11 protein-coding genes are annotated in these 13,715 nt (G+C 40.4%); 6 read left to right on the plus strand and 5 right to left on the minus strand.

Translation table 11 applies throughout. From position 1 onward, the window contains the following. Positions 1-3 precede the first annotated feature (3 nt). The 4 genes from ABM313_RS23540 to ABM313_RS23555 all read right to left on the minus strand — a co-directional run bounded on the left by ABM313_RS23540 (position 4) and on the right by ABM313_RS23555 (position 3,051). On the minus strand, positions 4-339 hold the full coding sequence (locus tag ABM313_RS23540) for a XisI protein (RefSeq protein ID WP_434685558.1): 336 nt from the start codon (positions 337-339) through the stop codon (positions 4-6). Next, entirely contained in the window at positions 327-743 is a 417-nt protein-coding gene (locus ABM313_RS23545) for an element excision factor XisH family protein (protein WP_190351826.1), read from the minus strand. The genes ABM313_RS23540 and ABM313_RS23545 overlap by 13 nt, the downstream gene beginning before the upstream one ends. A 6-nt stretch (positions 744-749) precedes the next feature. Continuing rightward, the gene (locus ABM313_RS23550; RefSeq protein ID WP_434685559.1) at positions 750-2,651 is read right to left on the minus strand and encodes an AAA-like domain-containing protein; all 1,902 of its coding nucleotides are present in this window, start codon (positions 2,649-2,651) and stop codon (positions 750-752) included. A gap of 100 nt (positions 2,652-2,751) precedes the next feature. Beyond that, positions 2,752-3,051 (minus strand): HU family DNA-binding protein, encoded by a 300-nt coding sequence (locus tag ABM313_RS23555; protein ID WP_009629166.1) that lies wholly within the window; start codon positions 3,049-3,051, stop codon positions 2,752-2,754. A 677-nt stretch (positions 3,052-3,728) separates the two neighbouring features. On the opposite strand from ABM313_RS23555, the gene ABM313_RS23560 reads away from it, so the two are divergent. The 5 genes from ABM313_RS23560 to ABM313_RS23580 all read left to right on the plus strand — a co-directional run bounded on the left by ABM313_RS23560 (position 3,729) and on the right by ABM313_RS23580 (position 10,695). Continuing rightward, entirely contained in the window at positions 3,729-4,796 is a 1,068-nt protein-coding gene (locus ABM313_RS23560; RefSeq protein WP_434685560.1) for a DMT family transporter, read from the plus strand. Positions 4,797-5,648: 852 nt separating this feature from the next. After that, on the plus strand, positions 5,649-6,458 hold the full coding sequence (locus ABM313_RS23565; protein ID WP_434685561.1) for a GGDEF domain-containing protein: 810 nt from the start codon (positions 5,649-5,651) through the stop codon (positions 6,456-6,458). A 30-nt stretch (positions 6,459-6,488) separates the two neighbouring features. Further along, positions 6,489-7,565 (plus strand): glycosyl transferase, encoded by a 1,077-nt coding sequence (locus tag ABM313_RS23570; RefSeq protein WP_434685562.1) that lies wholly within the window; start codon positions 6,489-6,491, stop codon positions 7,563-7,565. A 531-nt stretch (positions 7,566-8,096) separates the two neighbouring features. Next, the gene (locus ABM313_RS23575) at positions 8,097-8,975 is read left to right on the plus strand and encodes a pentapeptide repeat-containing protein (RefSeq protein ID WP_434685563.1); all 879 of its coding nucleotides are present in this window, start codon (positions 8,097-8,099) and stop codon (positions 8,973-8,975) included. An 895-nt stretch (positions 8,976-9,870) separates the two neighbouring features. After that, positions 9,871-10,695: a septal ring lytic transglycosylase RlpA family protein gene (locus ABM313_RS23580; RefSeq protein WP_434685564.1), complete on the plus strand. Its 825-nt coding sequence runs from the start codon at positions 9,871-9,873 to the stop codon at positions 10,693-10,695. A 99-nt stretch (positions 10,696-10,794) separates the two neighbouring features. Here ABM313_RS23580 and ABM313_RS23585 read toward each other — a convergent pair whose 3' ends face one another. Further along, positions 10,795-11,685 carry a vWA domain-containing protein gene (locus ABM313_RS23585; protein WP_434685566.1) on the minus strand — a complete coding sequence of 297 codons (891 nt, stop codon included), beginning with the start codon at positions 11,683-11,685 and terminating at the stop codon, positions 10,795-10,797. Between the two features lie 428 nt (positions 11,686-12,113). On the opposite strand from ABM313_RS23585, the gene ABM313_RS23590 reads away from it, so the two are divergent. Then, the gene (locus tag ABM313_RS23590; RefSeq protein ID WP_434685567.1) at positions 12,114-13,601 is read left to right on the plus strand and encodes an adenylate/guanylate cyclase domain-containing protein; all 1,488 of its coding nucleotides are present in this window, start codon (positions 12,114-12,116) and stop codon (positions 13,599-13,601) included. Positions 13,602-13,715 lie beyond the last annotated feature (114 nt).

Raw genomic sequence — 13,715 nt, forward strand, 5'->3', positions numbered from 1 at the left:
CTCCTAGGCAGTGGCATAGCCAGTATAAGGACGCACATCCACAGGATGAAAAGCTAAAACAATATCATGGCGAGGGATTCCTGCGGTGACAAGTTCAGAGGTAACACCATCTTCTGTTTCATCTCGTTGTACCCACACTTTACCGTTAATAATATCAACATGAATAAGCGCACCATGTACGCGGGTTTTGCGATCCCAGCCAAGGGTTATTAACAAGTAGCTATCATGGATCTCATCAAAAATTGGTTTACAAATTAATTCTCCGTGGGAATAGGGAATTTCTGTATATGTTAGTAAAACCGATTGAATAATTGAGCGATATTTAGTTAGTTTTTCCATAATGAAATTACCTCTTGTTCAGCATCGAATACGATCAGTTTCAGATTTTCATCTTCAATTAAAATTTGCCCGATTGGTTCTTCAAAAAATGAAGTATAAACCACATCGCGAATGGCTAAATAGAGAAGATAATCGGGATAAGTACGGCGCAAAACCGAACGATAGATGGCAAACTGTCCAATCGCATCGCGGAAAGCTTGCATTTCTGATTCACCAGTAAAACTTTTGACCTCTACAGCGATTTTCTGCTCTGATCGCTCTGCAATAATTAGCTTTTTTGCTCCTAAATCAACATACATATCCTTACGCCCCCATCGCAAGTGCAAAGGATCGTGGGTAATCGTCCAACCATCTTTGATTAAGGCTTGTTTAGCGGCGTTGTGAAATAGGTCAAGTGCTGGCATTTGTTTTTAATTACCTCCTAAGCGATCGCGAAAATATAGCTTATATAGCAAACAGCGCGGCACAACACTATTATCGATCCTTGAAACTAAACCCTGACTGTCTAGCTTAAAGCTAATCTCCGATCGCAACCGTACAGGTGTATCGGCAACTACGACCTTTTGCATGGCCTCCCCAAGTTCAGGATAGTCCTCAAGGGTTTTGAGATGTCCCATCAAGTAACTGCTGTAAATTCCTGCTTCCGTTGGTGCAGTTCGCAAAAAGTCCTCTAGGGTAATGTCTCGCGAAGCAATCCGATAGAGCGCCGATCTCACTAGATAGGGATGACCACCGATCAAATCCATAAATTGCGAAAGTTCAGCATCAGTCCAAACCAATCGATGTCGCGTCAGTAGTTCCCGCACTTGCTCCGTCGTAAATTCGCGTAGTTCCACAGGAAAGCCCACATTAAAGGGTGATTGATTAATATCTTTTTGGGCGTAGGGTTCTTGGGAATGGACAATGATCAAGCGCAACTTGCCCCACATTGGATGACTGCGCGATCGCTCGTACCAGCCACGCAACAAACCGCAAAAATCCGTCTCGATTTCGGGATAGTTAAACACACGATCAAAATTATCAATGGCGATCGCCAGTGGCTTCTCGTTACCTTCTAATAAATATTTCTCGAAATAGTCCGTACAGTTATCATTTGCGCCAAAAATATCATCCCAATATTCCTCAGTCTTGACCCGCACGCCCAAGCCCCTACCAACAGAAGCACAAAACCATTGCATGAATTTTTCTGGATCGGCAAAGATTTTTTGATTGGTTTGTTCTAGATTTAAGACCACTGTGCGATAGCCTAAACTCTCAGCATGATTAACAACCCTTGCCATCAGTGAAGACTTGCCCATGCGATGTGGTGATTTAATCCTTAATAACGATCCCGCTTTTTTGATTTCTTCATAACAGCGTGACTCATAGCCCGATGCAATATAAAAGTGTGAATTAATCGCAACCTGACCTTCCGTAGATTCCAAGGTGATCGCTGCATTTTGGGGATCTGGTGAATTTTGCTTGATGGTGATAATTGTGGTGGAGTCATCGAGAATGTCGTGCAAGGCTACTAGCATCTCGTTCGCACTGGCATAGCGATCGCGAAAGTTTAGCCTTATCGCCTTATCTAAAAACGCCACAAAAGACGGACTAAAATTGCCTGCATAGCGCTGCCATGATAGTTCACCAGTTTGAGGATCGGTATCGAGTTCTGAACTAATTTTCCCTGTTAACAAAAAAATTGCTGTTAAGCCCAAACTATATAGATCACTAGCAAAACCAACTCGCCCGATCGCCTGTTCCGATGGCATAAAGGTGGGCGTACCAATCACCACGGAGCAAGTGACATCGCCTTGAGCAGTCATCGCCGTTGCCAATGTTGCTTTAACTGCCCCAAAATCAATGAGTACAGGCTGGCGATCGCTAGATCTTAAAATAATATTTTCAGGCTTAATATCCCGATGAATAATGCCGCGATCGTGAATATTTTCTAGGGTCGGCAATAGATCGAGTAGAAGTTTTTTGACTTGAGATTCCGCCAAACATCCTTCATTACGAACCAGATCGTTTAGATCTTTGCCATCAATCCATTCCTGAACTAGGTAGAATTCGTCATTTTCACAAAACGAAGCGTAAAGCTCTGGCACAAGGCAATTATCTTTGCCTAAAGCTTCTAATGTTGCGGCTTCTCGCTGAAAGCGATCGCGCACAATTTGATAAATATCAGGATTATCAGCGATCGCCTTGAGTTGCTTGATCACACAAATCCGTTGCGATGGCATCTGTGTATCTTCCGCCAAAAAAGTTTGACCAAATCCACCTGAGCCAAGCACTCGGAGAACTTTATACCGATTGGACAGGATGGTAGTCATTTTTTAGAAAACTCTAAACTTTCATCTAGTTTTAAGTCTATTTGAGTACTTGTCAACAAAAAAGAGGAAGCGCTCAGCGCTTCCTCTTTTGAGATCAGAATTAGTCAGAAGGAGGGCTGACTTGTTCTTTGAAGGACTTACCAGCAGAGAAGGCTGGAACCTTAGTGGCAGGTATTTCCATCTTTTCGCCAGTTTTAGGGTTACGACCTTCACGGGCTTTGCGATCGCGAGCTTCAAAGGAGCCAAATCCAACCAAAGTTACTTTGTCTCCGCCAGCTACAGTATCGATGATTACTTCAAGCGTTGCAGAAAGAACTTCGTCAGCAGTTTTTTTGTTGACTGATAAGCCCTTTTCGGCAGCTTTTTTAGCAATAGCATCAACTAGTTCACCTTTGTTCATAGGTTTCCCCTTAATATATAGATGATTTGTGAGTATGAGTTTAATGTCAAAGAAATATTTGTGCGATCGCTTTTTGTGAAAGCCGCACTGACTATGACTTCTGTTTGATCATTCTAATAGCAACTTGCCACTTGTGTATATACACAACGGTTAATTTATAGGGATTTGAGCAGTTTTTTTTAAATACTTATTGCCACAATTCTTTATTAAATTGCTGAAATGCTTACTCCGTAGTGGTTTCAGGTTTTTGTTTTCAGCTCAAATGATTGTAACGCATACAGGGCAAGCACTTCACAAAAGTTCAAGTTTTTCCAATAAATCACTGTTTTTTAGCGACATGCCCCACTAACCTCCCAATAGATGAAGGTGGCACTTTGCGCCGCCTTCATCTATTGGGGAGCTATATTTACTTAAATCAAAATCCCAGAAGTGGGTGGCGGCGCTTTGCGCCGCCACCCACTTCTGGTTATACATTCCTTTGGATGGATTCTTATGCGCTTTGTTGGCAATGATTCAAAATTCTGGTTTTTGATCGAGATAATATTGTTAATACTTCTTAATCCAAACCCAAAAAGCGTGAGGTGGCGCTTCGCACTGCCTCACGCTTTTTAAGACTGGCAACAGCTATGAGCCTGTTCACAATCAAACTTCGCAATTCCTAATTCAACTCCGAAAATATGCAGTCATCAACACCAGTCAATATCTCTGGGCTAACTCGTCAGTCACCTCTAATAATTGCGCCATTTTTTCTGTGGGGTACAGCAATGGTCGTGATGAAAGCATTGCTGCCCCAGACCAGCCCTATGTTTATGGCAGCAGTGCGCTTGATTCCCGCAGGTTTATTGTTAATTGTCGGTGCTGCTTATTTTGGGAGACAGCAGCCTAAGGGTTGGCAGGCTTGGTTGTGGATTAGTTTGTTTGCGTTGGTTGATGGCACGATGTTTCAAGGCTTTTTGGCACAAGGTTTAGTGCGGACTAATGCGGGGCTAGGATCGTTACTAATTGATTCTCAACCTCTTGCAGTGGCGGTGATGGCTGCGGTTTTATACAAAGAGAGAATTGGTCTGGGAGCAACGCTTGGGCTATTTGTCGGCATCCTCGGAATTGGACTAATTGGGTTGCCATCGGAATTGATGACAGCTTTGCTCGCAGGGGACTTTACAACGGTTTTAGAAGCGGGAGTATTTACTCTGGGTGAATGGTTTATGTTGGGTGCATCGTTGTCAATGGCGATCGGTACGATTTTGATTCGTCCTGTGGTGCGTCATGCTGATCCCGTGATGGCGACGGGGTGGCACATGATTATTGGTGGGTTGCCTTTATTACTGATTTCCAATCAGTTCGAGCAGAATCAATGGCAAGACTTAAGCGCTTGGGGTTGGCTGGGGATGGCATATATGGCGATTATGGGCAGTGCGATCGCCTATGGATTATTTTTCTTTTTTGCTTCTTCAGGTAGTTTGACTACTTTGAGTGCTTTGACCTTTTCGACTCCAGTATTTGCGCTCATGTTTAGTAGTCTCTTTTTAGGTGAAAATCTAACCTTCGCGCAATGGATAGGTGTAATTTTGACGCTGAGCAGCATTTATCTTGTTAGTATGCGTGGCTCTGGACAAGATATGGGAGATGAAAATCAGTTCGTTGAAGAAATTTCTGAAACTAAAATTTTGCCAGAATCCGATCAAGTTCTTGTTAGCTCGTCTTTGCCAGTATTGAAGAGTCCTAGCAAAGATTCTTTAATGTAGCAATATAAGTTTTACCTAGGAAGGAAGGCAATAATAAATGAAGGCGGCGCTTTGTGCTGCCTTCATTTATTATTGCTATAGCAATCCTAAATGGTTTGTGGAAGGACACCCCTTCGGGGTGTCCTTCCACAAACAAAAAAAATCCACAAATGATGTAGGACTGCTATATAAGCGACTAAATTATAACTTTTAGTTTTTGAACTATAGTTGTCGCCAGTCTTGTTAGGACACAAATCCAGAAGGCGAGTTGCGGCGCGAAGCGCCGCAACTCGCCTTCTGGGTTTTGATTAGTCCTAGTACAAATGACGACAGCTATAGCTATCCCAATTCACGAAAGTGTAGCAACACTTTTGTCAATTAAAAATAAAAACTATTAAGGGATTTCAAAACACAAAATAGCATAGCCATTTTGTGTTTTGAAATCACCATGTTTTTGTTAAAAGTTTAAAAGTAAAATGTTTTTAATAAGGATTATTTTTAGAACTAATTTCAAGCCAAATATTTTGATATATCCGAGAATTTTAAACAGTTGCTAAGACTGATGTTTTTTATTTTGCTATGAATCAAATTAACTTAAAATCTCTGCAATCTTTTTATGATCTAAAGTCACGTTTACTAAAGGTGTTTTTAACCTTTGCGGTTTTAGTGATCATAGGAATTTGGAGTCTAGAAGGGGCAAAGTCCCATATAAACCCCATAGACACAATAGCTTATCCACTTATGATCTCTATTTTTAGTATTAGTACAATTGTATTGTACTTGTACTCGAAAAGCCTAAAATATATTGAAAATATTACCTTTTATACTTTTGCTATTTATTGCTTTGCTAATTTCCAAGCAATGATTTTGGGAATGCCTTCTTTTATCATTGATCTTTATAGCGTTAGTACCTTCGTACAATGGCTGCCGATGATATATGTATCTGCATTTATTATGCTAGAAACTCGTAATGCAATCATTGCTTCAGTATTGTTTTATTTGTCTTTGGTATGCTCAACTATTTTGTATGAGATGTTGCAATATGTCCCTGATTCTGTATTAAACAAGCTATATCCAGCTATAAAGAATGTATGTTTTACTCAACCGATTTATATTTTAATGGTTTCAGGAATTGCGGCTCTAAAAGAGCAGATTATTGAAGTAAATACTGAAGCTAAAGATATGACTATTGCTGCAACTACTGACTATCTCACGGGTATTAGTAACCGACGCTTTGCTTCTCAATCTCTTGATAACTTTCTAAATTTAGCCAAAATAGATAATTCACATCTAACGATATTTGTTGTAGATATTGATTATTTTAAGAAAATCAATGATTCCTATGGACATGATATTGGCGATCGCGTACTGGTGAATATCGCCAATTTTTTGCGTCATAATCTTCGTGATTCTGACTTATTAGGAAGGTGGGGCGGTGAAGAATTTATCGTGATTTTACAGAAAACTGATTTGCAGACAGCTTGTAATCTAGCTGAGCGTTTATACAAGCAAAATTCTCAATTGATCCATGAACAAGTAGGACAAGTGACGTTTAGTATTGGTATTGCTACTTCAAAAGCCGATGATACGACTGATTCTTTATTTAAACGTGCGGATGCAGCGCTTTATAAAGCCAAACAAACTGGTCGCAATCACTTCGAGGTTGACGAGCAATTGGAATAGCAAAAATAATAAATAACCTTTAGTAAACCCATGCCCACTTTATATACTGCAATTACCAATCACGGTTTCGGTCATGCGACGCGCACAGCAGCAGTTCTTGCGGAACTGCAACAGCGATCTCCTGATATCAAGCTAATTATTGCGACTACGGCTCCGCGTTGGTTATTGGAGGAATATATCGAAGGCGATTTTATTTATCATCCGCGTGTGTTTGATGTAGGTGTAATCCAGATCGATAGCTTGCAGGTTGATCGTGAGGCTACATTGAATGTGTGGCAGCAGATTTACAACAAGCAAGCAGATTTAATTGAAGCTGAAGTCAAGTTTTTACAAGAAAATCAAGTTGATTTGATCTTGGGTGACATTCCGCCGATGGTGGCGGAGATTGCGAAAGCGGCGAAAATTCCTTGCTGGATGGCTGGAAATTTTGGTTGGGATTTTATTTATCGCGATTGGGGTGGCAAATTTATCGAACTTGCCGATCGCTTATCAGAAACCTATAGCCATTGCGATCGCCTATTTCGGCTACCTTTTGCAGAATCGATGGGAGGCTTTTCTAACATAGAAGATGTGGGACTAACTGGCGCGAAACCTAGGCATTCGGCGGAATATTTACGGGAAAAGTTCAATTTAGATAGCGATCGCCCCACAGCATTACTTACTTTTGGTGGACTTAACTTACAGTCTATTCCCTACCAAAATCTGGAAAAATTTCCTGATTGGCAATTTGTTACCTTTGATCGCGATGCTCCAGATTTACCAAATCTGACTAAAGCTAATGGCGATCGCCTCCGACCTGTGGATCTGATGGTGGTATGCGATCGCATCGTCACCAAACCAGGTTATGGCACATTAGCCGAAGCTCTGCGAGTTGGCATTCCTGTTATTTGTCTGACTCGTGAAGGCTTTTTAGAAGCGGAAACCCTTATCGCTGGGGTGAAAAACTATGCCAAACACTTAATTATTTCACCCCAAGAGTTTTATGAAAGTGATTGGTCATTTCTAAACATTGAATTTCAAGCTCCAGACTTAGCCAATCAGTTAGATATGCATGGTGAAGCAACGATTAATCAAGCAATTTGCGATTACTTAGGAGTACTCCAATAGTTGTTGAGGGTCAGCTAAGCTGACCCTCAACAGCTTGAATTCAAAGCTCAACTAAGGGGGGGTTATAGCTATTGTCAAGTGTAAAACCCAAGAATTGAGTGGCGCGGAGCGCCTTCACTCAATTCTTGGGTTTTAATTTGTCCTAAGACAACGTGAGTTCGATATATCCATTTGCGGCGGGCTTCGCCCGCCGCAAATGGATATATCGAACTCACGTTAAATGAATCTTAAAAAATTAATTAAATTTACGTGGTGGGTTTTGACTTGGTTGTTTTGATACACTGGGGATCGATTGGCAGCATAAACTAAGGCAACTAATACAAAAGCTAAAAATGACAATGCCATTTTTAGCTTTTAATATCCTTAATGAGTTTGGTTTTTAATTCACGAAAGTGTTGACACCTTTTCGTGAATTGGTCTAAGAATTTCTCTGGCTGTAGCATCGACAAATGTCAACAGCCTATCCTAATTCTATTGGTATTAAGATTTGAGAGTAGCTAATCAGTATAGTGATAGTAACCTTGCGGAGGCATGATGGAAATCTACCAATGCTACAAACTTCTCGGCTTGACATCTAATGCGACTTTAGATGATGTCAATAAAGCTTATAAAGCTCTAGCTTTGCAATGGCATCCCGATCGCATTCCTAGAGAGAATGTACAACAACAGCTACATGCCCAAGAAAAACTGAAAGAGATTAACCACGCAAGGGATAGCTTACGCAAAGCGGTTGAGCAGAAAGCCACCACCTCACAAGCTAAATATTCTCAAAAGACTTCCTATCAAGCTTCAAGCCAAACGCGGCAATATTACCAACATCAAACCAGATATCAAAGTAAGTACCAAAGCACACATCAAAGCACATCTCAAGCTCAACAACAAACATCAGAACGCTCTTCAGAACGTTATTCTTCTTATCAATCTCAGGCTTATCAATCCTATCAATCTACCCAAACACATCAGCAGTCCAATAAACAAAACCATCATCCCTCCGAGCCATACGGTTCATCGCAACAATCTACTCAATCATCGTCAAAGCAGCAAAAGCCAGATCTAACTGGCGCGGATCTTAGAGGTGCAAATCTTCGTGAGAAGTATCTTGAGGGGCGAAATCTTAGCTATGCCAATTTGAGTAATGCAGACTTGAGCGACGCTTTCTTGCATCGTGTTAATTTTCAAGGAGCTAACCTACAGGGAGCGAATTTATTTCGAGCCAATCTATTTCAAGCCAATTTACAAAACGCAGATTTACGCGGGGCTAATTTAATTGGTGCAGATTTAAGTGGCTCAGACTTGCGCGGGGCAGATTTAAGCGGTGCAAAAGTTGGCTTTGGAGAAAAGCTAATGGTCAAACTCACAAATGTCAATTTTACAGGCGCAACCATGCCCAACGGCTCTGTATATTCTTAATCTGTAAAACAAAGCAAATTTTGTGGCACAGCAAAGCTGTGCCACAAAATTTGCTTTGTTAGTTCGATAAGTGCTTATGCAAAATAAATTACCAAAACCTGTGAAGTTGCGCCCCGAAGGGGCGCAACTTCACAGGTTTTAGTTTGTAATTAATTATGCCTAGCTACTTATAGCCATTTGCGGCATGCAAAGCACGCCGCAAATGGCTATATCGAACTCACGTTGTTTTATGGCGTAAAAAATAAAAATAGCGGGCATTGCCAAGTTTTAGTTAGCAATCCACGCTATAGAGGAATTATCCGAGACATTTCAATACACTAGCGATAAAAAAATCAGCAAACATCAGCAAAATTGCTTGACTTGAGATTTATAGCCTAGAAGGCTTTATCACAAATTCAATGAAGTAATTATTATGTTGTCAAACTTCACCGAATTAAATACAAACATTGCCAAGGAATACGCAATCAAATAAGAACCCAATTTTTTGGATCACGGCGCAACGCTTAAAAAAAATTGATAAATTGATGAACTCTAGATTTCTCAGAATTTTAGAGTTCTCGTAAGTCGCGATCACAGATCTTAACAATAATGGGGTAGATATCGCATAGAGAGCGATAGACAGCAAAGTTTTAACTGAATTTTTCTGTCAAATTGGAGCCTAATGATTTTATCTCTTTCGTAAGGATGATTTATGATCCCTGCTAATATCGTAGTTTAAAAAACGGCTGATATCTTTAATTAATTTCAAATCTTATATATTTAAATCTCTTAAATTTTAACTTTATTTATTTTAATGATTAACTTATTGTTTTATCCCTGCTAACCAAACACATTTTACAACCCTTATTTTTAACCACTTCCTAAAAACATCTTTGTTGCTTAACCCTTAAAACATATGTCAATATCATCTGCTCTTTGGGCGATTCCCTTGGTTTCGCTTATTTCTGGTGCGTCTTCGCCAACAATTGTAAATGAAAACTATAACCAATCAACTAGTTCCAACTATCTGATAAATTTTCAAGACAAGCCTTTTGTTAGCAATAATTTATTAGTAGCTATTCAACCAAAATATGTGATCGAATTTCGGTCAAAGCCTGCCAATGAATGGATGATCACGGTAAATAATCAGCCAGTATTTTGGGTCAAAGATTTACCTAATGCTGTGATAGCGGCGGCTCAACTTGCGATTACGATGAATGCACCAGACTTTGATCCCCATCATTTAGAGCCACTGGTCACAAATGATGAATATATTGGTAAATACAAAAATGCAATCTTATTTAAAATCCCCAAATCAGAGGTTGTTAACCCTTCGCTACAATTGACTCAATGGATTAATAACTTACGGGTTAGTGCAGGTGCAGAACCGTTAACTTTAGTAGAAGCCCAGAAGCAAATGTATCAGCTAGCTACTACTGGTGAGCAAATTAATGGCATTGCGTCTTGGTATGGACCTTACTTTCAAGGTCGGCAGACCGCTTCTGGTGAACAGTTTGAGCAGCAAGATTTTACAGCCGCGCACCCTAGTTTGCCCTTTGACACATATCTCAAAGTTACTAATCAGCAAAATGGTAAGTCCGTAGTGGTAAGAATCAATGATCGTGGTCCCTACGTAGGCGATCGCAATCTTGATTTGTCCCATGCCGCCGCGATCGCCCTTAATAGCGATGAAGTTGGTATTGTCCCAATCACTGCCACCATACTAGTAGCCAACAATTAATCAAACTACAGAGCTTTGCGCTAAATTAAAACCCAAAAGGATTTTTGAAAGCGGCGCTTCGCGCCGCTTTCAAAAATCCTTTTGGGTTTGGTTTTTAATTCAGCGTAGGTTTTCGGTACGTGTACCAATATCCAGAAACTGAATTAGCTTTACTGGATCGGCATTAAACATAAAAGCTCTAGCGTCAGGTGCAACTTTGTAGCCTTCCTTTTCCGCAGCTTTTTGAGCTGCGTAGGGCAGGGGGCTAGATAGCTCAAACATTAAGCGAGCATAAGGATCACTTAATACTTCGGCTGTATTGGGGAAAGACACAGGCTGCGTATATTCTGCGGAAAGATGAATGTTATAAAGCAGAACTGAACCGTCAGAAGTACTCAGTTTTTTGAGATTAAGCGCTTCTTCTGTAGGATCGCCATCGGTGGACTCTCCATCGGTAATATTAATAATCGTGGGTGGATAGCTATTGGGATGTTTTTCAATCCATTCCTCTAACAAAATTCGCGCCAGTGCAAACACGCTACACATGGCTGTCCCACCACTAGCAATCGGCTTAAACCAAATGGGAAAGTCATTGTAAACTTCAACTAACCCACCCATACCATCAGGTAGTTTTTGGGCGCGTTTTTCCAATTCAGTGGGATTTTCATAAATCTTGCCGATTGGCGCGATCACTTTCTCACCAGCAAGCCCATTTAATGCTGATGCCACTTCGCTGTTATAACCAATCACACCAACGTCAAAATAATCATAAATCTCGTTGCCCTTGACGCATCGTTGTCCGAGCGAATCCAGCAAACGATTTACTGCATCCGCCACAGCTTGGGCTTTCTGGATTGATTCATTAGTTTTGTGTAAACTTTCATTGGCTCCTTTAGCCGTCCCTCTACTAGCACTATCGTTAGAAAATGCATCCGCCATCGATCCAGATTGATCGATGAGGAAAAGAAAACAACTAGGTTGACGACGACTTATTTCTGCTGAGTAAGGCATATTAAACTTACCCGATTCCTTATTTAGTTATGTCTCAAGAATTACAGCAATTAGCTCTCAGATGAACCATAAGAAATTTTTTGAAAGTGTTGCTTCGCAACACTTTCAAAAAATTTCTTGGTTTGGGTTTGAACGATATGTGCTGTGAGTTCAGTCTAGCAAAGGTAAGCTCAATAAAAAACTTCCCGATAGAAATTCAGCTATTTAACTTAATCGATCGGGCTAACTGCGGCGCTGGAAACGCCAAAACTCGTTATTTTGTAAGTGAGCCTATGGTAGATTTCAAAATAACAAGTTTGATAATGAGAATTGCTGTTACTCAGCATTATGGCGTTTGATTCTACTCTATTAGTCGTTATGATATTTAGAATGGGCGGTGCATTGCACCGCCCATTCTAAATATCACTATCTATGTAGCCCTTAAATCTATGCAATCTATTAGTCTCAAAAAGATATTGCTCAAGAGAGAAATATTATCCTTGCTGAAAGGATTAGTTACGAAACTAACAGATCCTATTGTAATTCAAGATCAAGGTGGTCAAGTCTTGGTTGCAGATTTAGGCGTGGATATGGATAAGGCAGATATTATTAGTACAAGTAGTTCAGACAGCATTAAAGATCCACTTGTAAATGCAGACTTACAAAAGATCCCTGTAGTACTCAGTAATGAAATATTAGGATGGGTAGTAGGGAAGGAACAAGTTGAGCAAGTTGCTAATTTTTTGAATTATTTAGCTAAGCGTGAATTTGAACAGAAAATGCTGGCGGCTGATGCTTTGGATAAATACCGAGAGATTAACCTTCTCTATACGATCGCTAGCAAAATGTCGAACTGTTTAGATGTGAAGGAGATTGGCACGCTTGTAATCGAAGAAGCTAGTCGGTTAATCACATGTACTAGCGCATCAGTAATGCTCCATAATCATCAAACTAATTCCCTAGAAGTTGTATCGGCTAAAGGTACAGCCGAACATATTAGTAGTTTAAATGTTCCTGCTAATGTGGGAATTGCAGGTTATGTATTCACGACAGGGAAATCTGAGCTAGTTAATGATGCGATGCGAGATCCACGATATATTGTCAATGAGAATGAATGCTATGCGATTATTTGTGCGCCGATTCTTACTAAAGATAGAACGATAGGTGTAGTTAATATTAGTAACTCTGAACCTATAAGCTATACATCTCAAGACCTTAAGCTATTTACAGCAATTGTCACCCAAGCTTCTGGAGCTATTGAAAATGCAATTCTCCATGAGAGTAAATTGCGAGAACAGAGAATCAAAAGTAATTTAGAGAGATATCTATCACCTCAAGTAGCTGAGGCGGTTATCAATGAGAAAGAGGAGGTGTCATTAACTACGAGTAAACGTAAAATAGCTATGTTATTTTCCGACATTCGCAATTTTACGACTAAGTGTGAAGAACTAGAACCTGAGCAACTTGTGTCTTATCTAAATGAATATTTTACACAGATGGTCGATGTGGTTTTTAATCATCAGGGAACTGTCAATAAGTTTGTGGGTGATATGATTGTGGCGATGTTTGGCGCACCTTCATCGATCGCCGATCGCGAATATTGGGCGATCGCTGCCGCCATCAACATGCAAAAGCGCATCAAAAACTTGCCGATTGATTGGATTCGTAAGAACTTTATTACAGGGATTGGGATTAGTTCTGGAGAAGTGATCGTGGGAAATATTGGTTCGCCACAGCATATGGACTACACAGCGATCGGTGATGAGATGAATATTGCTTCGCGGTTACAGGGGCTGGCAAAGGGGGGACAGATTTTGGTGACGCGCAGTGTCTATGAAGCAACCCAAGCAAATTTTGAGTTTAGAGAGTTTGGAACTTTGCCTGTAAAGGGAAAAAAGAATCTTGTGGAAATTTTCGAGGTGATTTACGAAGACTAAAAAAAGCCGAATATAAACCCAAAAGAGAATGGCGGCGCGAAGCGCCGCCATTCTCTTTTGGGTTTATATTACTGTAAAAGTAAAGTACTAAAATATTGAAAAAGTGGCGCAATG

This window comes from Pseudanabaena minima str. Chao 2107, assembly GCF_051131155.1.
Classification (GTDB): Bacteria; Cyanobacteriota; Cyanobacteriia; order Pseudanabaenales; family Pseudanabaenaceae; genus Pseudanabaena; species Pseudanabaena minima.

What these genes read in the sequence shown, in the direction of transcription:
- ABM313_RS23540 (WP_434685558.1), bottom strand. Translation starts at nt 339, where the DNA reads ATGGAAAAACTAACTAAATATCGCTCAATTATTCAATCGGTTTTACTA.
- ABM313_RS23545 (WP_190351826.1), bottom strand. Translation starts at nt 743, where the DNA reads ATGCCAGCACTTGACCTATTTCACAACGCCGCTAAACAAGCCTTAATC.
- ABM313_RS23550 (WP_434685559.1), bottom strand. Translation starts at nt 2,651, where the DNA reads ATGACTACCATCCTGTCCAATCGGTATAAAGTTCTCCGAGTGCTTGGC.
- ABM313_RS23555 (WP_009629166.1), bottom strand. Translation starts at nt 3,051, where the DNA reads ATGAACAAAGGTGAACTAGTTGATGCTATTGCTAAAAAAGCTGCCGAA.
- ABM313_RS23560 (WP_434685560.1), top strand. Translation starts at nt 3,729, where the DNA reads ATGCAGTCATCAACACCAGTCAATATCTCTGGGCTAACTCGTCAGTCA.
- ABM313_RS23565 (WP_434685561.1), top strand. Translation starts at nt 5,649, where the DNA reads ATGCCTTCTTTTATCATTGATCTTTATAGCGTTAGTACCTTCGTACAA.
- ABM313_RS23570 (WP_434685562.1), top strand. Translation starts at nt 6,489, where the DNA reads ATGCCCACTTTATATACTGCAATTACCAATCACGGTTTCGGTCATGCG.
- ABM313_RS23575 (WP_434685563.1), top strand. Translation starts at nt 8,097, where the DNA reads ATGATGGAAATCTACCAATGCTACAAACTTCTCGGCTTGACATCTAAT.
- ABM313_RS23580 (WP_434685564.1), top strand. Translation starts at nt 9,871, where the DNA reads ATGTCAATATCATCTGCTCTTTGGGCGATTCCCTTGGTTTCGCTTATT.
- ABM313_RS23585 (WP_434685566.1), bottom strand. Translation starts at nt 11,685, where the DNA reads ATGCCTTACTCAGCAGAAATAAGTCGTCGTCAACCTAGTTGTTTTCTT.
- ABM313_RS23590 (WP_434685567.1), top strand. Translation starts at nt 12,114, where the DNA reads ATGCAATCTATTAGTCTCAAAAAGATATTGCTCAAGAGAGAAATATTA.